The sequence below is a fragment of the Candidatus Enterovibrio altilux genome (assembly GCF_002381345.1).
GTDB lineage: Bacteria > Pseudomonadota > Gammaproteobacteria > Enterobacterales > Vibrionaceae > Enterovibrio > Enterovibrio altilux.
This window is the reverse complement of the sequence record NZ_CP020663.1, coordinates 83,715-105,891: the sequence shown is the minus strand read 5'-3', so window position 1 is coordinate 105,891 and position 22,177 is coordinate 83,715. Positions and strand designations below refer to the sequence as shown.

The following is a 22,177-nucleotide window of genomic DNA, read 5'->3' as shown; positions in this document are numbered from 1 at the left end:
TCAAAGTGCAAATCAATTGCGTTAAAGCATGTCGGTCAATTGTTGCAAAATTTTAATCGTTACTATTCATGTACACAATAATATTAATGTAATGACCAGAATACGGATAAGAGTTCTGTTATAAAATTGATTTAAGTGGCTTTATTTCCTACATTAGGGAACTAAATTTTCAAGCTACGTTCTAAACAGCTAGGTTCACTTAAAGATTCAGGTTTATACATAAGCTTAGCTACCAAACAACTAATTAGAAGCAGTATAATCAAGCTTTAATCAATCGTGGCTCAGTAACATGCTAGATGGATGAAAAAGACCTGCAGCTATGACGTCAAATTATGCCAGGTAATTTGGGAGACCTCGTTTATTTAGTAACTTAATCATTATTATGGCACTGGCGGTTAAACTCGTATTTTGAATACTATGAAAAAGTCTGCATGGATTCATCAATCTGCTTTAAAATTTGCTCAAACAGACCCGCCGAAGAATTAATGGAATATCAGGCGATGGAGCATCCCCAAACCAGATAATGTTACGAAATAGTTCATATTCAACGAGGACTTCCACTCATCAAACGTTCCCTATCAGAGACAGGATGTTTTGAGTCAAAAAATTACTAGGAGGGACATTGAGCTGAAGAAATGATAATGTGCATATTGGGAAACTTACGGTATGATAAAAGCGTTAAATAATTTGACCGGGTTAGGTATACCTAAAACAAAAACATCGTTTAATAGTGAATCATATTGGGATTTGGTGTTTGGACTCGAATTAAGAAATAAAGCCATCTCAATCGCATCTCTTTAGTTATCCTCCTGATACATTGGAGCTCGAGGTAAAAATAATTCAGATACCAGCATAGGTTTGTCATTTACCCACAGCCTGGAACGACGCGCCAATAGAATATTTCCATCAATGTTGACCGTTGCCACTTCGATAGTATCACGTCGCGCGTTAGCTTGAGTAAACACACGCTGACCCAATGGCACCGCACCTAACTGTGCAATATCAGCTTCTTGTTCCGTTAGTGTTGACATTGGGACTAAAGTACGTGCGCATAACCAAGGAGCATTGTCACCGGAAAGAATAACCTCTCGTACTAAGCATACTTCGTATCCTAATAAATTGCGCTCACTTTCTGTCAGCGTCTTCACGTCACATCGATGCAAACTCAACACTTCTACGTCAAGTATTGCGCAACACAACTTCAATCGTTTTGTCATCGAATGACGTTCAAGTAGCCATTTACCTTTGTCTGTTGTCTTCAACTGTGTCCAATCTGGAGTCTCCCAATTCACCCCTATTAGGGTTGATACGTATAATTGTTTGGAATCTAACATTTCCGCATGAACCAAAAAGCAAAAAAATATGAAAATTTTGGAGATTAGGTTAATAATGATTAATGTGCTATTTTAAATTCTGTCTTCAATAAATTATTCTTCGGGTGCAATGTCTACACTCATGCTGATTATTATAGCTATAATTGATATTAAATGTCATTTTTTCAGCATGCAAAATGGGCTTTATTTTCTAATTTCAGTTCCAATAGTAAATTTCAATATGATTCATTATTAAATAATTGGTTTCGTGTTAGGTAGGCTTAGTCCTGTCAGTTTATTTAACGCTTTTAGCATAGCGCAGGTTTCGCTCATTTGATCAGTATGATCCCTTAGGCTTAATGTCCCCTCCCAGCAGTTTGTTGGCTTGAAATATTGCTATCTCTGCTAAGGAACGTTTATGGTAACTGCTTTATTTATTAGATCAGGGAACTAGATTTTCAATTAACATTTTAAACAGCTAGGCTAACTGAAATATTCAGGCCTATGAACAAGCTGCACTACAAAACAACCAACTGGAAGGAGTATCATCAAGCTTTAATGAATAGTAGCTCACTAACATCTTGGCTCGATGAAGAAGACGTGTAGCTATGGCACCAAATTAAGCCGGGTAATCGTGGGAGACATCGTGTATTTAGTGACTTAGCGATTGCGATGGCTTTCATGGTGAAACGAGTGTTTTTAACGCCGTTGAGAGGGCTGCAAGAATGCATTAATTCTGTTTTTTAAACTTGCTTCATTGCCGTTATTATGCTTTTACTATTCATGCATTGGCAAGTGAGCCAAAATGGTTAACGTCATATTTAAGACGAAGAATGAAGGAACTATTCAGCACTTAGCAATTGATTCTACGGGGCTTAAAGTCTATGGTGAAAAAAAATAAAAGATCAAAAACATGACATTGATGGAAAATGGCGAGTGTAATGTAAATTACACTTAGTGGTAGATATAAATACGCATGACATCATTGCTGCTGAGTTAAGTTCATTCAATGTGGCTGACCGATTCAATGTTATCTAAACTCGAATTAGACAACAAAGCCATTATTAGGATATCAAGCATCTTCAATAGTTACTCGTTTATTTACCAATCAAAGCTCAACTGTGAGGTCTTATTTTTATTGGTAGCAAGTAATCCTACCGTAATACCTATCAGCCTCACCCTACGATTTTTTTGCCGTGATAATGCTTCATGCATCAATTCAGGAAACACATCAGTATTATAGCGCCATTGTCGATGCTCTACCGTGGTTTGTTGAAAATCTGAAAACTTTAATTTGACGCCTTGTCGTGCGATTAATAAATCAGGACATGCTTGTTTTAACCGTACTTTCATCTCTGCGTATAGTAATTTCATCACATACAAGCATTCTGCTTCAGATTGGATATCTTTGGGTAATGTACGTTCAACACCAATAGACTTTTTAATATGGTTTGTTTCGACTTCGCGAGTATCAATACCATGACAACTATTCCACAGAGATTGGCCAAATTTACCAAACTGAACTAATAATGCATTCTTATCATATGCTTGCACATCTTCTCCTTTGTATAAATTCATTGCATAGAGCTTTGCTATTGTTACTTTTCCAACGCCAGGAATCCTTTTCAATGCTAATGTTTTCACAAAGTTCTCAACGCCATCTGGAGTAATAACAAATGTACCATCAGGTTTATTAAGATCAGAAGCTATTTTGGCAATAAATTTCACCGGAGCGATACCAGTAGATGCCGTTAAACCAAGCTCGCGTTTGACTGTGTGTCTAATATCTCCGGCGATGAGTGTCGCCGAACCGTAAAAAAGTGAAGAGTCACTAACATCTAAATACGCTTCGTCTAAGGAAAGTTGCTCAATTCTATCTGTGTAACGTCCCAAAATAGCCCTAATTTGTATAGATACGGCTTTGTACTTTTTTATATCACTGTGAATCACCTTCAATGTAGGGCAAAGCTTTAGTGCATGCGATGTTGCCATTGCTGATCGCACTCCAAATTTTCGAGCCTCATAACTACAGGTAGATATAACACCTCGAAGTTTTTCTGAGCCACCAATTGCGAGCGGTATTCCTCGAAGAGAATGATTATCTCTCATCTCTACAGCAGCGTAGAAACAATCCATATCAATATGGATGATCTTTTTCATAGGAAGATACTATTTAAAAATGATGTATATATGAATAGTATGCATTATCTGTGGCTTAATACAATGATGTCAATTGAATGAAAAAGCATTAAATACAAATAACTTTAAGGAGAAAATTTGCTTCCTAATTAAAGTGCATATAGCAAGTCCTAACATGATTCACTATTAGACAATTGCTTTTATTTTAAGCATACTTAGCTCTGTCATCCTATTTAATGCTTTTATTATTGTTGAGGTTTTTTTAACCTGAGTATTGTGATCTTTTAAGTTCAATGCTTCTCTAAGGAACTTTTCGATTCGAAAGATTGCCGTCTTTTATAGGGAACATCTATGGTAATCATACTCATTTTTTTATGCTGATTTGAACCATATAACTTTTGATAACTGACCACTAAATTACGCAGGTGAATCCGTTTTCAAAAAATTATTTTTTGTGTGGGATCAGTGGAATCGTTAGTTTAATACGAACGATTTTGCAGCATTGTCTGGTGTTGTAAGCACCATCGTAGGATATTTCATTGACTCTTCGGTGGGTCTGTTTTGAGTCAGTTAGACAGTACTTCACCATCAGTCACATTTAATTAACGTAATTCAGCCGCAATGATTCCGTGCGTATTTATATCTACCACTAAATTTAACGTGTGCCAGGCTTAACATTTACCGTCAGTACTATGCTTTTTAACTTGCTATTCGTTTTGGCCGTAAATTTTTATCTTTGTAGAATCAATGGTGAATTGTTGAATGATTCCTTTAGCTTTCATTTTGAACATGATGTTAACCGTTTTAGCTAGCTTATTAATGCATGAATTATCAAGGCATGTCAATGGTAGTTGAGCAAGTTTGAAAACAGAGTTAATGAATCTTTGCAGACCCTCTCAATGGCATTGAAAATACGCGTTTTACTACAAAAGTCGTCGTAATGGTTCAGTCGCCAAATAAACGAGGTCTTCTATGATTACCTCGCTTATTCTAATTCCATAGCTGAGTGGCTTTTGCATCAACCTCGAAAATTAGTGAACCACTATTGATTATATTACTTCCAGTTGGTTTTTTATAGTGAAATTTGTCCATGAATTTAAACATTTAAGTGAATCTAGCTGTTTAACACGTAGATTTATGATTTAGCTCGCTTATTTAAAAAACAGATCCTAACAGAGGAGCAAAATGGTTGAAAGTTTGATACTATTCTAGTTCCTGAGCTTCTAAGTGCATTCTAGTTTACTTATTTGAAGGTAAGTCAGTGAAAAAAAACATGATGAACTTTGAAACTGCGGTTCAATTTACGTCTACCTATTATCATGTATTGATCCGTTTTACCCATTATTTTCAAGAAGTAGGAGAATGCGATGGAGCCGAATGATAATTGTAAAAAACATCGTTCATGTACTAAACTATTGGTTGTTCACGCTGCAGCTTGCATGACATGAACTGGTTGATAGTGAACTGACAGAAGCTAGATTACGCTTATTCCATTTTCATGAAAGTTATAAGTATCATTTTAGTAGTTTGCTGACAATGATAGAGTTAAAAGTAAAGGCAGAGCAACCTCATGAAGTGGTTCTATACGTAAGAGTATTTACTAAATAATTCCCTCAATCGAAAGAATATAGATTGTACTTAGCGAATGAATATTGAAAAAAACAAAGAGCAGTTGTTAAACATTGAGACAAAGCATTTAGGCGCCATGCTCAAAGAAGCAAGAGAAGCGTTGGGTTTATCTGCACAAGATGTTGCGAATCGATTGAAACTCCGCGCGTCTGTTATCCAAGAATTAGAAGATGATTTTTACGATAAAAAACGAATTGTTACGTTTACGCGTGGCTATATTCGGTCCTATGCAAAACTGCTTGGACTCAATGCAGACTTACTGCTCTGCAATTTTCAGACAGCCGAAGAAAAAGAAGAAAATTCTATCCAAAAAATGCAAAGTTTTTCGCGTAAAATGCGTCTTGAAAAACAGGATAGTCGTGTGCTGGGTTTAACATGGTTCATTTTTGCGGTAGCGGTAAGTTTAACAATACTGTGGTGGTGGCAGAATCAACAAAATGTTCCTCTGCCCATCCTTCCAGATGCTGCTAATATTTTTGTACAGAAGGAAGGAGAAACCGAAAATGAAACGAACATAGTCGTTAATGAAATAGATTCTGATCTTGTTGAATCGCAAGCGATTAAAAATAGTGTAGGGGTGACGTCTGTAGTGAAAAGCACGGCAGTGATACCAAGCGAAAACATTACAGCGATAACAAATAACACTAATGTTGTGTTGTCTAAGCCAGCAACAGCTCAAACGGCTGAATCTCATCGAACCCCATTAGTAACAAAAACTGAAACGACAACTAAAACAGTGTTAATGCCCGCTATTGCAACGACATCTAAGAATCAAGCCGCTAATTCATTCGTTCCGCTTACCATGACTTTTAGTGCTGACTGTTGGGTGAATGTACGTGATGCAAACGGGACACGTTTAGTTGCTGGCATCCAAACAGCAGGTGAAACATTAACCTTGTTTGGTAAGCCACCGCTTAAAGTTATTTTAGGCGCTCCATCTGTTGTCAATTTAGTTTATAATAATAAAAAAATTGATCTTAGTAGCTATCCTCCACGTTTAGTAGTCCGTTTGAGCCTTCCGAAGTAATTTAGAGTACATTAATGCATACCAAATGTTCTATTAAGCGTCGTCAGTCAACGCGTATTTATGTGGGCGGTGTGCCAATCGGTGATGGTGCACCAATAGCTGTTCAGTCAATGACTAATACTCGTACAACTGATGTGGAAGCTACGGTTACGCAGATAAAAATTTTAAAAAACGTTGGTGCAGACATCGTGCGTATTTCTGTTCCCACAATGGAGGCAGCAGAAGCATTTAAGCTTATTCGTGCGCAAACCTCTATGCCTTTGGTGGCAGATATTCATTTTGATTATCGTATTGCCCTCCGTGTGGCTGAATATGGTGTGGATTGCTTGAGAATAAATCCAGGTAATATTGGTAGTGAACAACGTATTCGTTCTGTGGTTGGCGCTGCTTGTGATAAAAATATCCCTATCCGCATTGGTGTAAATGGAGGCTCACTTGAACGAGATATACAAAAAAAATACGGTGAGCTAACACCAGAGGCATTGGTTGAATCAGCCATGCGTCATGTTGACATTTTAGATCGCTTGAACTTTAAACAATTCAAAGTGAGCGTGAAATCATCTGACGTTTTCTTAACTGTTGAAGCATACCGACAGCTAGCTCAACGTATTGAGCAGCCTCTTCATCTTGGCATTACGGAGGCAGGAGGTGTTCGTGCAGGTTCTGTAAAATCATCAGTAGGCCTAGGTATGCTGTTAGCTGAAGGTATTGGTGATACTCTTCGTATTTCTTTGGCCGCTGACCCGGTGGAAGAAATTAAAGTGGGTTTCGATATTCTTAAATCGCTGTGCATTCGTTCGCGTGGCATAAACTTTATTGCGTGCCCAACTTGTTCCCGTCAGGAGTTCGATGTTATTGCTACCGTTAATGCGCTAGAGCAACGTTTGGAAGATGTTATAATTCCAATGGATGTTTCTATTATTGGCTGTGTCGTAAATGGTCCCGGTGAAGCTGAAATAGCTCATATTGGTGTGGCTGGTAGTAAGAAGCGCAGTGCATATTATAATGATGGAAAACGCCAAAAAGAACGTTTTGATAATGACCATTTGATTGATCAGTTGGAAGCAAAAATTCGGGCAAAAGCTGCAATGTTGGATGACAATAATCGCATTCACATAGACGTAAATACTCGGAAGTAAGCATCCTATTGACTTTACGCTAAAATATCGGGTCGGTTACGAGAATTAAAGTGATAAAATCAATTCAAGCAATTCGAGGTATGAACGACTGCCTCCCTACACAGTCTCCACTTTGGCAAAAAATTGAAGGCACAGTTAAAGATGTTATTAGTGCATACGGCTACAGCGAAGTGCGTATGCCGATCGTTGAAATGACACATTTATTCAGGCGTGCTATCGGTGAAATTACCGATGTGATAGAAAAAGAAATGTACACCTTTGAAGATCGCAATGGCAATAGTTTAAGTCTGCGTCCAGAAGGTACAGCGGGTTGTGTACGTGCAGGCATAGAAAATGGTCTATTGCATAATCAAGAACAACGTCTGTGGTATATGGGTCCTATGTTCCGTCACGAGCGCCCACAAAAAGGTCGCTACCGTCAATTCCACCAATTTGGTGTGGAAGTCTTTGGCCTGCATTGCCCTGATGTGGATGCGGAATTAATCATGATGACCACGCGTTTATGGCGCAAGTTGGGCGTAATTAAATACGTTCGTCTCGAAATAAATTCAATTGGTTCGCTAGAATCGCGTGCAAGTTATTGTAAAAAGTTGACTAATTTTTTGATGCAGCATGAGCCTGTGTTGGATGATGACTGTAAGCGCCGTATGCATAATAATCCGTTACGTATATTAGATACAAAAGTACCTGAGATCCAAGCGATATTAACAGATGCTCCGAAGTTATCTGAGTATTTGGATGATGAGTCAAAGCAGCACTTTGCAGGTTTGTGTGAGCTGTTAGACGAGGCAGGGATTCAATATACAGTTAACGAAAAATTAGTTCGTGGTCTTGATTACTATAATCGTACCGTATTCGAATGGATTGCGGAGAGCTTAGGTTCACAAAGCACCATCTGTGGTGGTGGTCGTTATGATGGCCTTGTTGAGCAATTGGGCGGTAAAGCAACACCAGCTGTAGGCTTTGCTATGGGAGTGGAGCGTCTTGTGCTGCTTATGGAAACTCTTGAGTTAAGAGCAACCCGCCATGTGGTTGATGTTTACATGGTAACTTCTGGTAAAGGTACGCTTGCTGCCGGAATGAAACTCGCAGAAACATTGCGCGAAAATATTTTTGGATTGCGTATAATGATGCACTTCGGTGGCGGTAATTTTAAAAAACAATTTAAGCGAGCTAATAGAATTGGAGCATCAGTTGTTCTAGTACTTGGTGAAGATGAAGTCGCGAAAAATGAGGTAACATTTAAAATCCTGAGAGGAGGAGAGCAACGAACCATTTCTCAGGACGATATAGCTGAAAAATTAGGCAAATTAGTTTAAGAGAGGATATAACGTGGACGTCTACACCACAGAAGAACAACAAGTTGTAGCAATTAAACAGTGGTGGCGAAACAATGGTAAAGTAGTCTGCCTCAGTGTAGTAACTTGCCTGGGTAGCTTGTATGGATGGCGTTATTTTCAGACAGAGCAAGAAACTAATCGTGAACAAACTTCTGAAATATATAACTTAGTAGTTAGTTCTTTAGTTGCTGGAGATGCAAATGCTGAAAAAAAAGTGGCAACCTTTATAGACGAGCGTAAAAAAGAAGAGGCGTATGTGTCTCTTGCATCTTTGCAATTGGCAAAATTTTTTGTAGAAACAAATGAATTAAGCAAAGCTGCTGAGCAATTTCGTGTCGCCCAAACGTCAAAAAATAAAATGCTTAACACAATTGCTTCTTTTCGTTTAGCACGTGTTGAAGCCGAATTAAAAAATTTCGATACGGCATTGCAAGAACTAAACAAAATAACGGGAGAAAGCTGGACTGCTCAAGTAGAAGAGCTGCGTGGTGATATTGAGCTGCGTAAAGGTGATGCTACGGCAGCGCGTTCTGCATATGTTGCGTCAATTGCTGCTGCAACAAACCCAGTTGTTCAGATGAAACTTGATAATCTGTCTCCTATAAGGTCTGATTATGATGAGTAAACGATGGGAACACTTTGCTGCAGCAATCTTATTTGGTACGCTGATTACTGGTTGTGCGAGTGAAGAAAATTCGACTCAAATGGCGCCTTTGCCTGTTATTGACAGTGAATTCATCCCAATATCTCTCTGGTCTTCTAAAGTTGGAAATGGTATCGGTAAATATTTTAGTCATTTGACTCTCGCATTTGCATACGAAAAAGTATTTTCAGCAGATCGAGATGGCACTGTTAGTGGGATAGATGTTAATAATGGTAAAGTACTGTGGAGCGTCAATCTTGGTAAAGACGTGCCAGCATTAATTTCTGGTGGTATAACAGCATCATACAGCAGGCTCTATTTGGGGACGGAAACTGGTGATTTGATTGCACTGGATGAAAAAACAGGCAATATTGTTTGGCATGTTAAAACTGGCGGTGAGATTTTATCAAAACCATTGGCTGATGCAGGGGTTATTGTGGTTAACTTTAGCCATGGTGTACTTGCTGCGTATGAAGCTGATACAGGTAAAGAACGCTGGAGGATTTTAAATGAAGTGCCTAATCTAACGCTTCGTGGTGATAGTTCTCCTGTTTCGATCTCTGGCGGTGTATTTTGGGGCATGGCAAATGGACGTCTCGGTGCAGCTTTTATTGAAAATGGCAATATAATCTGGCAGCAAACCATTGCAAGCCCAAAAGGCGCAAGGGAAATTCATCGCATTGTAGATGTGGATGCGACTCCTGTTATTTATGACTCATTGCTGTATGCGGTGGGTTACAATGGGTCGCTAGTAGCTATTGATTTACGGTCCGGTCACCAAATATGGCAGCGCCCGTATAGTTCGTCGACTGATATTTTGGTTGTTAGTAACTACTTATTCCTTGTTACTAATAAAGATCATGTGGTAGCAGTGAATGTGCACAATGGTACAGAAATTTGGTCAAATAACAAACTTGAATATCGTCAACTTACTCCTCCTGTTGCTATTTCTGGTTATATCGTTGTTGGGGACAGTGAGGGATATTTGCATTGGTTAGACCCAAAATCTGGTGAATTTATTGCCCAGCAACAACTAAATAATAGTGGCATTGCTGTGGCACCTGTGCTTGTTGATGACGGTTATATTGTTGTCACACGTGACGGCAACGTTAGCAAAAAACAGATGCCATAGTTAACATACAATACTTAAATTAATTCAACACATTGAGTATTAAACGTAATAAAAATATTAGGCTCCTGATCTTAAGAGGTTAGGAGTCGCTTTTATTCATAAATAAAAAATTTTTAGAGGTCAGCATGATTCCTGTAGTAGCCCTTGTTGGGCGTTCTAATGTTGGGAAGTCTACACTCTTTAATCGGTTAACACGAACACGTAATGCGCTTGTTGCTGATTGTTCTGGATTAACCAGAAATCGTAAATACGGAAAGGCAATGCTGGGTGAGCGCGAGTTTATTGTGGTTGACACTGGTGGTATTGATGGCACCGAAGAAGGTGTCGAAGTCAAGGTAGCAGAACAGTCATTGGCCGCAATTGAAGAAGCGGATATTGTGTTATTTATGGTTGACGGACGAGCTGGTTTAATTGCTGCTGACGAAGCGATTGCTCAATATTTACGCTCACGTAAAAAAAACACCTTTCTTATTATAAACAAGATTGATGGCATTGATGCAAATGCTGCAAGTGCAGAGTTCTGGAAGTTAGGTATGAAGTACATGTTTCAAATTGCAGCAGCACACGGCCGTGGGGTATTAGGTCTCATTGATCGTGCTCTTAAGCCATATGCAGACTTGATGCTTAAAAATGAAAAAAAAGATCTTGTTGACTTGGCACAAGCATATAAAAAATTAACAGAAGAGAGTACGGAAAGTGCGTTTGAACGTTTTCAAAGTAGCCCCATTAAGTTGGGTATTATTGGTCGTCCAAACGTAGGAAAGTCAACTCTAACAAACAGTATACTTGGCGAAGAGCGTGTCGTTGTTTTTGATATGCCAGGCACTACCCGTGATTCTATCTATATTCCAATGGAACGTAATGATCATGCATATGTAGTCATTGATACTGCCGGTGTTCGTAGTCGTAAACGTGTTAACGAAAAAGTAGAGAAGTTCTCTGTTATTCAAACCCTGAAAGCGATTGAGTATGCAAATGTTGTTCTTTTAGTGATTGATGCGCGTGACAACCTTTTAGACCAAGACTTGAACTTATTAGGCTTTACATTAAGCGCAGGGCGGTCAATTATCATTGCAGTTAACAAATGGGATGGTTTGGATAAAGATGTGAAGAATCGTGTTAAGTCTGAGCTAGACCGTCGTTTAGGATTTGTTGATTTTGCACGCATTCACTTTATCTCAGCCTTATATGGTACCGGTATTGGTTATTTGTTTGAGTCCATTCAAGAAGCTTATGAGTCTGCAACAAAGCGCATCAGTACTGCTAGGCTCACACAGATAATGAATATGGCGCAAGATAATCATCAGCCGCCAATGATTCGTGGTCGGCGTGTGAGGTTGAAATATGCGCATGCTGGGGGCTATAATCCGCCAATCTTTATTATCCACGGTAACCAAGTCAAAGACTTACCTGATTCATACAAACGTTATTTAATGAATTATTTTCGTAAATCACTGAAAATTATGGGTACTCCTATTCGTATTCAGTTCCAAAGTGGTGAAAATCCATTTGAAAGTAAAACTAATAAATTAACCATTTCGCAATCGCGTCAGCATAAACATTTGCTAAATATAGTTAAAAAGCGTTATAAAAAGTAAATAAATTTGGTGTATGCTCAATCAACTTTCAGTTATAAGCTTGAAAACTTGCCATTTATTTGGAGCGTTAAAAAACCTGCAATTTTATGAGAGGAGCCACAGTAAAAAATGATTCACTCGTTTCTTTGAATGTTTTTATTTTCTTTAAGTGAGAACTGTATTTGTAAATAATAGAAAGGTAATTACTTGCACTTACACCTTGCCGCCAAACATCAGATTAGATAACGGGGAATACTGATCGGTTAACTAATGCAGCTTGCTTCGATTGTATGCAATAATTTTTTCTATTATAGACGAAAGTTCATGCTTTTCACTGTGAGTGTGGCCCACTAGCCATGCGAATAGATCTGGGTCATCATACTCTAATAAAGCAATAAAATTGTATTTTTCTGATTCACTTAAATGATCAAAACACTCTTCAAAAAAAGGCATAATGCTCATATCCAGCTCCAGCATACCACGACGGCACGCCCATTTGATCCGTGGTTTGTCTTGCGTGGTCAGCATTATTACCTCATTAAATATTACTGGATTCTTTCACAAATAATATCATTGCCAAGTCAGCGAAGCTATTTACATAGATCAACATTTTCTGACCTTGTGATCTAAGTATCCCATATCCACATATACTAATCATTGAAAAGGCTTCATTTAGTAACTATTAATGATATTGTAGTAGCTTATGAAGCTTTTTTAACCAATAGTTAAAATAAAAACTCTAAATTTAATACGATAAAATTCATGATAGCTTAGTGTATGAACGCATAGAAGTAGTACCTCTTATATGGGTTTTGTTTTTTAATTCGAGTTCAGATAGCAAACTCCAAAATGATTCACTATTCAATGTGCGTTTTCATTTTAAACATACTTAGCCGAGTCAGCTTATTTAACGCTTTTATCATCGTGTAGATTTCGCCAATTTGGGCATTGTAATCGCTTAGGATCAACAATGTCTCTCCAAGTAGTTGTTTGACTCGTAAGATTACCGGTTTTGATAGGGAACGCTTATCGTAAGCATACCTTGTATGGTAATTCACCGCTAAATTATGTGGATGATCTCATTCCTAAAAAGTTGCTTCGTTTCTTGGTTGTGTGAGTGGGAAACGCTCGTTTAATACGATCGGTTTTGTAATATCGTATGGTATAATAAGCACTATTGGCTGATATTTCATTGATTTTTCAGCGGGTCTGTTTGGTAAGCTAGGTAGCACTTCACTGTTAGTTATATTGGACGCATTTAACTTAGCGGAATGATTTCATGCGTATTTATATCTATCACTAAATGTAATTTGCGCTAGACTAGCCGTTTCCCATTAGTGCTATGCTTTTTTACTTTCCATTAGCCTTAACCGTAGACTTTTAGCCCTGTAAAATCAATGACTAAGTACGGAATGATTTCTTTAATTTTTACTTTGGCTGTGACGTTAACCGTTTGGGATTGCTTGCTAATGCTGAATAGTGAGGGCACAGTAAAGACCGTCGAGCAAGTTTGAAACTATAATTAATGAATTCTTGCAGACCTCTTAATGGTATTGAAAATATACGGTTAATAATGAAAGCCGGCGTAATGGCTAAGTCATTAAATAAATAAAGTCTCTCATGATCACTCTGCTTAGTTTTGATTCTATAGCTGAATGGTTTTCCTTCACCAATCCAAAATATTAGTGAGCTATGAGTGATTAAAGCTTGATTATACTATTGCTAGTTGGTTATTTTGTAGTTAAATTTGCTCATAAATCTAAATATTTAAGTGAACTTAGTTGTTTAGAGTGTAGATTGATGCTTTAGTTTCCTGATTTAGAAAATAAAACTCATAATTATTGGTAAATAAGGTATGGTTACCATAACTGTTTCCTATTAGAGACGGCAATGCTCCGATTCAAAAATCTGTTCATAGGACATTGTTTCTAAGGGATTACAATGTTCCTATGAACAGATTAGTGACTTAGTTTCCTTATTTAGGACATAGAGCCTATAAAAGCATCAATAATTTTTACTATAAATAGTCAAAAGCATCAGCATACATCTGACTCTCTTGAGCCTTTTTTTCTTTACATAAGTTTTGGTGTATAGATTTAATCATTTCTACAGAGCCACATAAGTAAATATCATAATTTTTTAAACAGTTAAACTCTTGCATAACAACATCTAAAACAGTTCCAGTTTTGTATGATTTAGTTTTATTGAAAGATTCTAACACAGGAATATATCGAATATTGTTATACTGTTTACTTAAGTCCATTAATTCATCATGAATATATAAGAGACTATAATTTTTTACGCCCCAATACATATGAATAGGTTGAAGCAATTTTTGTAAAACACAGCTTTTTAATATACAATATGTATAAGAAATACCAGTACCTCCAGCAATCAGCAAAATAGGACGTCCATTTTCCTTTCGCAGCCACGCATTACCATATGGCCCTTCAATATCAATACCCTTACCCTTTTCAAAGTGGTCTTGGAACATATTCAACATTAATACAGTTGATTCATCTAATATCGAACTACCAATATGTAAGTCTAAGGTATCAAGCTCAAAAGGGCTGCTAGCAATTGAAAAATGTTTTTTCTTTAACTCTATTTCTGTAGTAATATATTGTCCGGCCTTAAATGCAACACAGCAATCTGGACGCAATTTTACTTTATATATATACTTTGCGAGAGGAATAATTGCATTAATTTGGCAATTCATTCTCATTCAACAGCCCTCATTATTTACGCTAGTGATTCAGACATAATTAATGCACAACCTTTTTGTCCACGTGTACTTAAACGACGAATAATTTCTACCGTTGTGCCTGAATGATGCTCATCGCTTTCACGCACAATACCAATGTCATCTGTTACGAGAAATGCAGGGTAACTGGTTGATGACGCATCCATATAACTCATTAATCCTACTTCTCCTTTTGCTAATGGTAACAATGTTTTAGGATCTAAAGTTCTTGCATACACCCAAGGAGGAACATGCTTTTGTTGATTTTCATCTTCAAAAAAACAAGTATTTAATTCCACCTGATTGAAAGTATCCCTAATTTGCTTTACGCTAGTCAGCTGAAATGTATCAATCAAGAGCTTATTAAAATCTTCTCGACTTAAGGATTCTTTTTCATTTTTTTTCCATCCTCCTCCGGTAATAATATAGATCTGATCGTCTCCTTTATAATTAACTTTATTTTTCTGCATATAGCGACAAAGAAGAAATATATAATAAGGAGGTCCGATTAAACACGTTGTCTTTTTAGAACATTTTATTCTTTCTAAGTGTTTAATTGTTCCTTCAAAATCAATTTCAGCATCTGATGCTGTAAATGCTGTTGGGTATAATAGTTCAACTAAACTCATCACATATTTAAACCATACATTAGCAGCATTAAAACGATCAGGTCCTAAGTTAATTAATTCCATCTGGTGTTCAAACCAATTGCCAATATACTTCATTCCATAATTAACAGAACCCAGTAACCGTTCAATACTTAGTCTATCTCTTGCTATATAACTTTTTATACCACTTGTTCCGCTACTTGTGAACCAGTTTTCAATGTCTTTTTCTTTTGCAGTATGAAATTTAAGGCTTTTAAATACTGATGTGGGAAAAACAGGAATATCATCAATAGACTTAATATTTTCATCTACATTCTGTAAAAGACAATATGCTCTGTAATGTTCGTTATTTTTAAAGTGATAATCAAAAGACATTTTAATAAGACGATTTCGTATTTCTTCTTGCTCTTCTAGTGTCCACATATTTGGGTTACTCATAAAAATAAGATCATCTAATTCAGAGCTAACGATGATGTCTAATTTCTGAGTTTTTGCTTTAAATACCATAAAACCACCAAATTAATATAAGGGTTATATACATTAATAAATATTTATTATATTAAAATATTTGTGGTGACTACAGGCCGGAATCACCACAGATAATAAGTATCTTACTTCCTAGCTTTGATTATTTTAATCTATATGCAGAATAGTTAGTACTACATATTATTTATTATTTTTTTGTTAATTTCATTAATAACGCTTAGCATCTTACTATTATCACCCATGGATTCAAATGATAGTAATATTCGCTTAGCACCTGTTTTAGATATTGCTAACAATGTTGAATCATAGTAATCATCATTTGTTCCGATAGCATTTTCATCAATAATTTCACCAATTTTTATCTCTTGATCATGGTCAGGGTATGCTTCAGCAATATAGCTTGCTAGGTATTTTTTTGTTTCTTCACGTGCTAAAAATCCATTATCATTAATATTAACAATAAGTGGTAATTGGTGTTCTACCATTGAAATATCAACATGGTGTTCTTTTGCCGTCATATTATATAAAGAAGAATATTTTTCTTTGGTTAATAAACTATCATCCCATTTAAATGTTAATGGTATAGCTTTTTTTGCAGCCCATTTGACAACACTTTCACTTGTAGCTATAACATATTGTTTTGGCCCAGTTTCTGTAAAACAATGTGGGTTAATTGATATTTTAGGAAAATTAAAAAAATCATTTTCTGCTTGACAATAACCTGTTGTTATAGCTTCATTGATAATATCATAACATGCTTCAAATTGTAATTGTTGGGATGTCAATTCTCGTTTAAAAAATGTCATTTCAAATTGAGAGTTACAGTCACTAAAACCTAAGATAAATCGTCCATCAGACATCTGGTCAAGTAAACTTGCTTCCTCAGCAACACGTACAGGATGATGCGTTGTAATAACTTGATTTAAACTACCGATATGAAGTTTTTTTGTTAGTCCCAGTAAAAAACTTGCGGCTGTAATGGGTGACCCAATAATACCATTTTTAGAAAAATGGTGTTCATTAATATAAACATTATCAAAATGATAATTATCATTATCAATAAATGATACTGTATTGATCATAGTATCCAATACTTCTTCTGAGCTATTATCTAGTTGAAAATTTAGAAAAAAAAGTCCGAATTTCATTATAAATGCCTTTTTTATAAAAAATACCATGAAATAATGCTATTAAGGCGATCTTAATAGACTTATATTAATTATATTCATAAAAAAAGATCGCCAAGCATATTTAAGTGTAATATGTAATAGTTAAATAATAAAATGTAATAATATATCTTCAGTTTAGAGCCAAATATCTATGCAACAGTCCTTTGCATTTCATATTTTGGTTCTTTTAAGAATGGAGCAACATGAGTCATAAACCGTTTCATAGATGCTACTATTTCATTTTCAGAACCATTAGCTTCAAAACCACAAGTAATATTTGTAATTCCTGTAGCATCAATGTCTCGTTGAATAATCTCTATGCATTTTTCTGGTGTACCCACGGGATTAATGTCGTGACTATAATTAACACGACGATTAGTATCAGTATGACCTTGAAGCACAAAGTCTCTCCACTGAGCTTTATGATAATCATAACCACGAATTTGATTACTGTCATTGAAGATGTTTGTAGCATTAACATAAGAATCATACCAGTTTTCAAGAAACTTGTGGCAAACTTCACTCGCCTTATCACCATCTTCATCAACTGAACAAATAAATGTCATACAATGGTCAATATTATGAATATCATGTCCGTTTTCTTCCGCAATTTCATTATAAAGCTCCATTTGTGCTTTTTTTTCATTTGTTGTAATAATCCAGCTCAGTACCATTGGCAAACCTCGCTCTGCCAGCCAAGTTGTTGTACTTGCTGATTCTGCTGTCATGCGTGTGGCTATAATGTTAGAGTATTTTTCTGGATAAACCTTAACATCTGGGAAGGTAATGTGTGTACCATCCGTATGTATCGAACCAGTTTGCGTACCTTCCATCATCATCTCATGGAAGTTTTGCGAGATTTCACGTGATTCTTCCATGTTTACTCCAAAAACTCGAAAATCCTTATGATATAATCCACGAACGATACCAAAATTGAAACGACCTTTGGAGAGTTGATCTAATAAAAGAAGGTCTTCTAACTGGCGCGCAGGGTGAGCAGTAGGGATAACAACACCCATGGCACCAACTTTGAGCGTTTTAGTGCGCCCTAGTATATTTGCACACGCAACATAGAGATTACCAGTGAGTCCAAATTCTGTGAAATGGTGTTCAAGCGTCCAATAAGTGTCAAAACCAAGCTCTTCTGATACCACACCAAGTCGAATAAAACGTTCCATTACTTGTTTATGGGTTTCTTCTGGTGGCTGGTATGAAAAGCAAATATTTCCGAATTTCATGATATTTTCCTCTTATTTCATATACTGCTTTAGGATTATTTAATAGTTAAACAATGCTAAGCATTTCACTTTCTATTTTATTTTTTAATCGACGTTCATTAACCGTTACTGTGGTTAACGTTTCAAATTGAGGTTCATTAATATCAATATTAATATCTATATCTACAGAACCATGATCTGCTACAATAGCAGCTTTAGTTATTGACTGGTAAAAGTTTCTTAATACAACAAGATTTGCGCCTAAGTTATGAGAACCACCAATTAAAGAATAAATTTTACATCTGTCGGAATGAATGTTATCTATAAGTTCAATTACTTCAGATTCTTTCACCCAATTATCATTATTAGCGGTAAATATAATAAATGGTATATCTAAATTATTAAGTTTATTTTTTGTTGATTCTAGTGTATCCCATTTATTATTTAAACAATCAACTACAAAAGATTTTGCTTCAAAATTATGACCTTCAAAATTAAAACTTTTTGGCAAATCTTCAATTGCCAACTGCAAATAATCACATTTAAGTGCACGTTTAAGTGTATCTCTTAAATTAATAACACCAACAGCAGTGACTAAAAAAGATAACTTAATACTAGCTGCAATTTCATAAGCAATACGCGCAGATAAACTTGCAGCAAATAAACCTAACTGATTGATGCCCCTAGTCTTTAACCAATTAATAATAGTGAGTAAATTGTTTTTACCTGCAGTCATTGTAAATTCATTTATATTGCCACTACTTAATCCAACATGATGTAATGAATCATAGCGAATAATATGAAAACCATTATTTGACAAATATTCAGCAAGACCTGAAAAATGATCCATTTTTTTAGTAAAACTAGATACAATAATAATTGTATTTTTTCTTTTTTTAGTATTTATTTTTGGCAATGTTTCCCAAATTCGGATTGACTTATTACTACCGAGATCAATTACATGATTAATCATAGTAGTATTTTCTAAATTTTCCATATTATTTTACTCGTATTAAGGGACAAAAACTAAGAATTTATCCTCTTCTAGGAAGCGGGTTTGTTCAATTTTAACTGCAACATCTTTAGCAGTAAAATCAAACGGTCTTTCCTGTGAAATAAATCTAACTAATCGTTGAAGTGGACGCATGGTGTCATGTGAACCACCTATTCTAAATATATTATTCATGCCAGATTCAACAATGCGTTCTGCGCCTTTCAATGCGAGATAATCTCGATATTTGAATGATGACTCCCACGGATATATTGATACTGTCTGTGTTTGATATTTAACAATAAATTTAAGCACTTTATCGAAATTTACAGCATGATGTAAATATACACATCGTCCTAATGGTTGATTAAACTCAACACCAGGATCAGATTCAATTATCATCCATTCATGTTCAGCATCGATATCTACATTAAGCCCTGCAAATTGACATTCTTTAACAGTAAGAGAATATACAGCTTGTTCATCAAAGTTCTGTTTTGATTTTGGAAGTATTTTTTTATATAAGTTAAGACTATTTTTTAGTTCACTTTTAAATGCTTGATAGGAATTACCAATATAAAAAACATTTTGACTAGAAAAACATGCTTGCTGATCGTAAAAACAAATATCATGAGCAACACCTGTTGCTGCGGCTGAGATATTTTCCGGATTATCAATAAGACTTAAGCTTTTTTTAGGACCAAACTTAATTACATCAATTATAGGAGGTGAATGTTTTACAGCCCATTCGATGGCAGCAGATCCTCCCCAAGCAAGAACAACATCCATTCCTTTTATTAATTGTTCAGGTAAACTTGTATCATCGTCATGAGACCAATAAACTACAGATAAAGAGCGTGTTATTGGATGTTCAGGATCAGTATCAATAAAACTCATAGCTAAAGCATGTGCTGTAAATGGATCAGCTGCCGAAGTTTTAATTATGCACTGATTTTTTGTTAATATTGCACGTATAATTGAACTAATACCTGATAAGGGAACATTTCCCGCTAACAAATGCATAGATTTTCCTTTAGGGAAAGCTCTTACATAGCATTCATCCTGTGGAATCCATTCATCAGTAATATGCCTGGATCCAAGTTCATTATCAACAGCATCGTATAAAGCACTTTTAGAGCTGAGAATCATGGCTATCCAATTTGCTTCTAACTTTGCCATTTGCTCCGAATAACCCATAAATTTTTTAAGTTCACGGATGTACGTTCTTCTTCTTGAGTACTCTTCATTTTTCCATCGCTGCCCAACTGTGTATAAAAAATTAATAATGTCATGCAATTTTAAAGTATTTATATTTTCATATTCTATTATTTTTTTAATATGTAATAGAGATATACTTGGTAAGTAAACAAGCGCGCCATTATTGAAATCAATTTTCATATTTTTTTCTGTATTTTCAAATTGTTTTTCAATCTGACCATTAATGATCATTGGAATTAATTTATCCATATACACCACATTATCTTAACAGGTTAAATTAAGGAATATGATAAGAGGTATTGATCAATTCTAATATTATTAGTTAGTTAACATATTAAAAATGAACATATTATATATACCTCACTACATTGATTTATACTAAATATAACATTAAAGTTTAACATTAAATAAATAAATAAGTGTTACTTGAATAATACTATTATCATTTACATTAAAATAACATATGATTTACTTACTTATTTTAAAATACTACTATTTAAGTTGTTTTCTATCTGCATATGAATATAGCACAATACTGATCTAAAACTAGACACTATATACAAGAATATGCATAATTTTGACATCGATCCAAAAAGCACAATAAATCATAAATCATACTTCAAACTTTATTTAATATACTAAATCAACTTGAAGATTCAGGCTTGAGTACGGTTTAGTTTTCTCAATTAAGAAACTACATCATCAATCTACGCTCTAAATAGATAGGCTCACTTAAATATTTAGGTCAACGAATAAATTTTGCTACAAAAAAACTAACTGAAAGTAGCATAATCAAGCTTTACTCGATAGTGGTTCACTAACATGCTGGATTGATGCAGAAGCTGTTCGGCGCTGGAATAAAACTAAGCTAGGTAATCATGGGAAACTACTGTTGCGCAGTGACTTAGCCATTATGATAGCCCTCATGGTTAAATGCGTATTTGCAATGCCATGGAGAAGTCTACAAAGATTCATTAATTCTATGTTTAAATTTATTCAATAGCCGTTGTCATGGCTTAATTATGCATGCACGAGCTAATGAATTAAAACGGTTAACGTCATGCTCAAAACGAAGACTAAAAGCACTATACTGCACTTAGCCATTGATTCCACGGAGCTAAAAATTTACGGTGAAGGATAATGAAAAGTAAAAAAGCATGACATTGATGGGAAACGGTGAGTCTCATGCAAGTTACATTTATCAATAGATATCCATATGCCTGAGATAATTCCTGCTGAGTTAAGTGTAACTGACGGTGTGCGCTGCCTGACTTACTCAAACAGACTCGTTGCAGAATCAATGCAATACCAGGCGATGGTGCTTACGACACCAGACAACGTTATGAAACCATTCGTACTAAACGAGCGGTCCCACTTAGCTAACAAAGAAAAGCAGCGATTTTTTAAAAACGTGATCATCCGCGTAATGTAGCGGTCAATTGTCAAAAGTTCTATGATCCAAACAAGCATTGGAAAACGAAGTATGGTAATCATAAACGCTCTCTATCAGAGATAGGTTATGTTTGAGTCAACAAATGATTGGGAGAGATATTGAACTTCTGAGATCACAATGCTTCGATTATCGAGACTCACGTATGATAAAAGCGTTAAATAAACTGACCGGGCTAGGTATGCCTAGAATCAAAGAAATCGTTTAATCCTTAATTATGTTGAGATTTGCTATTTGAACTCAAATTAGAAAACAAAGCCTGTTGAGAACGTAGATGAATAACTGAGTTGCCTCATTTATAAAATAAAATTTTTTATTTTATAAATAGTATGTAAGCTGAGAATAGCAGTTGTAAA

15 protein-coding genes and 6 pseudogenes are annotated in these 22,177 nt (G+C 35.6%); 10 read left to right on the top strand and 11 right to left on the bottom strand.

The features are described 5' to 3' along the window. Window positions 1-269: 269 nt before the first annotated feature. Together BTN50_RS12525 and BTN50_RS12695 are read left to right on the top strand one after the other, a co-directional pair. Window positions 270-409: pseudogene (locus tag BTN50_RS12525) on the top strand (IS5/IS1182 family transposase); the annotation flags it as partial. A 45-nt stretch (window positions 410-454) separates the two neighbouring features. Beyond that, window positions 455-717 (top strand): annotated as a pseudogene (locus tag BTN50_RS12695) (IS5/IS1182 family transposase); the annotation flags it as partial. Window positions 718-797: 80 nt separating this feature from the next. Here the strand turns inward: BTN50_RS12695 and BTN50_RS08110 are convergent. Further along, window positions 798-1,334 carry a chorismate--pyruvate lyase family protein gene (locus BTN50_RS08110; RefSeq protein ID WP_096619759.1) on the bottom strand — a complete coding sequence of 179 codons (537 nt, stop codon included), beginning with the start codon at window positions 1,332-1,334 and terminating at the stop codon, window positions 798-800. A gap of 483 nt (window positions 1,335-1,817) precedes the next feature. Here BTN50_RS08110 and BTN50_RS11575 point away from each other — a divergent pair. Continuing rightward, window positions 1,818-2,333 (top strand): annotated as a pseudogene (locus tag BTN50_RS11575) (transposase); the annotation flags it as partial. An 81-nt stretch (window positions 2,334-2,414) separates the two neighbouring features. Here BTN50_RS11575 and dinB read toward each other — a convergent pair. Next, window positions 2,415-3,473 (bottom strand): DNA polymerase IV, encoded by a 1,059-nt coding sequence (dinB, locus tag BTN50_RS08100; protein ID WP_096619758.1) that lies wholly within the window; start codon window positions 3,471-3,473, stop codon window positions 2,415-2,417. 165 nt (window positions 3,474-3,638) lie between these two features. Next, window positions 3,639-4,544 (bottom strand): annotated as a pseudogene (locus BTN50_RS08095) (IS5 family transposase). Between the two features lie 553 nt (window positions 4,545-5,097). On the opposite strand from BTN50_RS08095, the gene rodZ reads away from it, so the two are divergent. The 6 genes from rodZ to der all read left to right on the top strand — a co-directional run bounded on the left by rodZ (window position 5,098) and on the right by der (window position 11,960). Further along, the gene (rodZ, locus tag BTN50_RS08085) at window positions 5,098-6,108 is read left to right on the top strand and encodes a cytoskeleton protein RodZ (RefSeq protein WP_096619757.1); all 1,011 of its coding nucleotides are present in this window, start codon (window positions 5,098-5,100) and stop codon (window positions 6,106-6,108) included. Window positions 6,109-6,122: 14 nt separating this feature from the next. After that, window positions 6,123-7,247 carry a flavodoxin-dependent (E)-4-hydroxy-3-methylbut-2-enyl-diphosphate synthase gene (ispG, locus tag BTN50_RS08080; RefSeq protein WP_096619756.1) on the top strand — a complete coding sequence of 375 codons (1,125 nt, stop codon included), beginning with the start codon at window positions 6,123-6,125 and terminating at the stop codon, window positions 7,245-7,247. Between the two features lie 50 nt (window positions 7,248-7,297). Next, window positions 7,298-8,566, top strand: coding sequence for a histidine--tRNA ligase (gene hisS, locus BTN50_RS08075; RefSeq protein ID WP_096619755.1), 1,269 nt, complete (start codon window positions 7,298-7,300; stop codon window positions 8,564-8,566). 13 nt (window positions 8,567-8,579) lie between these two features. Further along, window positions 8,580-9,212, top strand: coding sequence for a YfgM family protein (locus BTN50_RS08070; RefSeq protein ID WP_096619754.1), 633 nt, complete (start codon window positions 8,580-8,582; stop codon window positions 9,210-9,212). After that, complete coding sequence (bamB, locus tag BTN50_RS08065; protein WP_096619753.1) at window positions 9,202-10,362, top strand: outer membrane protein assembly factor BamB; 1,161 nt, start codon at window positions 9,202-9,204, stop codon at window positions 10,360-10,362. The genes BTN50_RS08070 and bamB overlap by 11 nt, the downstream gene beginning before the upstream one ends. 125 nt (window positions 10,363-10,487) lie before the next feature. Then, window positions 10,488-11,960, top strand: a complete 1,473-nt coding sequence (gene der, locus BTN50_RS08060; protein ID WP_096619752.1) for a ribosome biogenesis GTPase Der — start codon at window positions 10,488-10,490, stop codon at window positions 11,958-11,960. 246 nt (window positions 11,961-12,206) lie between these two features. Here der and BTN50_RS08055 read toward each other — a convergent pair whose 3' ends face one another. The 8 genes and pseudogenes from BTN50_RS08055 to luxC all read right to left on the bottom strand — a co-directional run bounded on the left by BTN50_RS08055 (window position 12,207) and on the right by luxC (window position 20,620). After that, window positions 12,207-12,467, bottom strand: a complete 261-nt coding sequence (locus BTN50_RS08055; protein ID WP_096619751.1) for an FAD assembly factor SdhE — start codon at window positions 12,465-12,467, stop codon at window positions 12,207-12,209. Between the two features lie 329 nt (window positions 12,468-12,796). Next, window positions 12,797-13,640, bottom strand: a pseudogene (locus BTN50_RS08050) (IS5 family transposase). Window positions 13,641-13,956: 316 nt separating this feature from the next. After that, a complete protein-coding gene (fre, locus tag BTN50_RS08045; protein WP_161493002.1) occupies window positions 13,957-14,658 on the bottom strand; it encodes an NAD(P)H-flavin reductase in 702 nt (233 codons plus the stop codon). A 23-nt stretch (window positions 14,659-14,681) separates the two neighbouring features. After that, window positions 14,682-15,797, bottom strand: a complete 1,116-nt coding sequence (luxE, locus tag BTN50_RS08040; protein ID WP_096619749.1) for a long-chain-fatty-acid--protein ligase LuxE — start codon at window positions 15,795-15,797, stop codon at window positions 14,682-14,684. Between the two features lie 152 nt (window positions 15,798-15,949). Continuing rightward, complete coding sequence (gene luxB / locus BTN50_RS08035; RefSeq protein ID WP_096619748.1) at window positions 15,950-16,924, bottom strand: luciferase subunit beta; 975 nt, start codon at window positions 16,922-16,924, stop codon at window positions 15,950-15,952. Between the two features lie 170 nt (window positions 16,925-17,094). Further along, window positions 17,095-18,183 (bottom strand): luciferase subunit alpha, encoded by a 1,089-nt coding sequence (gene luxA, locus BTN50_RS08030; RefSeq protein ID WP_096619747.1) that lies wholly within the window; start codon window positions 18,181-18,183, stop codon window positions 17,095-17,097. 46 nt (window positions 18,184-18,229) lie between these two features. Beyond that, window positions 18,230-19,159 carry a fatty acid reductase transferase subunit LuxD gene (gene luxD / locus BTN50_RS08025; protein WP_096619746.1) on the bottom strand — a complete coding sequence of 310 codons (930 nt, stop codon included), beginning with the start codon at window positions 19,157-19,159 and terminating at the stop codon, window positions 18,230-18,232. A gap of 15 nt (window positions 19,160-19,174) precedes the next feature. Beyond that, the gene (gene luxC / locus BTN50_RS08020; RefSeq protein ID WP_096619745.1) at window positions 19,175-20,620 is read right to left on the bottom strand and encodes a long-chain-fatty-acyl-CoA reductase LuxC; all 1,446 of its coding nucleotides are present in this window, start codon (window positions 20,618-20,620) and stop codon (window positions 19,175-19,177) included. 538 nt (window positions 20,621-21,158) lie between these two features. Here luxC and BTN50_RS08015 point away from each other — a divergent pair. After that, window positions 21,159-22,029, top strand: a pseudogene (locus tag BTN50_RS08015) (IS5 family transposase); the annotation flags it as partial. Window positions 22,030-22,177: the final 148 nt, after the last annotated feature.

Excerpts from the sequence above, each read along its gene's own strand:
- BTN50_RS08110 (WP_096619759.1), bottom strand. The coding sequence starts at position 1,334 with ATGTTAGATTCCAAACAATTATACGTATCAACCCTAATAGGGGTGAAT.
- dinB (WP_096619758.1), bottom strand. The coding sequence starts at position 3,473 with ATGAAAAAGATCATCCATATTGATATGGATTGTTTCTACGCTGCTGTA.
- rodZ (WP_096619757.1), top strand. The coding sequence starts at position 5,098 with ATGAATATTGAAAAAAACAAAGAGCAGTTGTTAAACATTGAGACAAAG.
- bamB (WP_096619753.1), top strand. The coding sequence starts at position 9,202 with ATGATGAGTAAACGATGGGAACACTTTGCTGCAGCAATCTTATTTGGT.
- BTN50_RS08055 (WP_096619751.1), bottom strand. The coding sequence starts at position 12,467 with ATGCTGACCACGCAAGACAAACCACGGATCAAATGGGCGTGCCGTCGT.
- fre (WP_161493002.1), bottom strand. The coding sequence starts at position 14,658 with ATGAATTGCCAAATTAATGCAATTATTCCTCTCGCAAAGTATATATAT.
- luxC (WP_096619745.1), bottom strand. The coding sequence starts at position 20,620 with ATGGATAAATTAATTCCAATGATCATTAATGGTCAGATTGAAAAACAA.
- luxB (WP_096619748.1), bottom strand. The coding sequence starts at position 16,924 with ATGAAATTCGGACTTTTTTTTCTAAATTTTCAACTAGATAATAGCTCA.
- luxA (WP_096619747.1), bottom strand. The coding sequence starts at position 18,183 with ATGAAATTCGGAAATATTTGCTTTTCATACCAGCCACCAGAAGAAACC.
- luxD (WP_096619746.1), bottom strand. The coding sequence starts at position 19,159 with ATGGAAAATTTAGAAAATACTACTATGATTAATCATGTAATTGATCTC.
- luxE (WP_096619749.1), bottom strand. The coding sequence starts at position 15,797 with ATGGTATTTAAAGCAAAAACTCAGAAATTAGACATCATCGTTAGCTCT.
- ispG (WP_096619756.1), top strand. The coding sequence starts at position 6,123 with ATGCATACCAAATGTTCTATTAAGCGTCGTCAGTCAACGCGTATTTAT.
- der (WP_096619752.1), top strand. The coding sequence starts at position 10,488 with ATGATTCCTGTAGTAGCCCTTGTTGGGCGTTCTAATGTTGGGAAGTCT.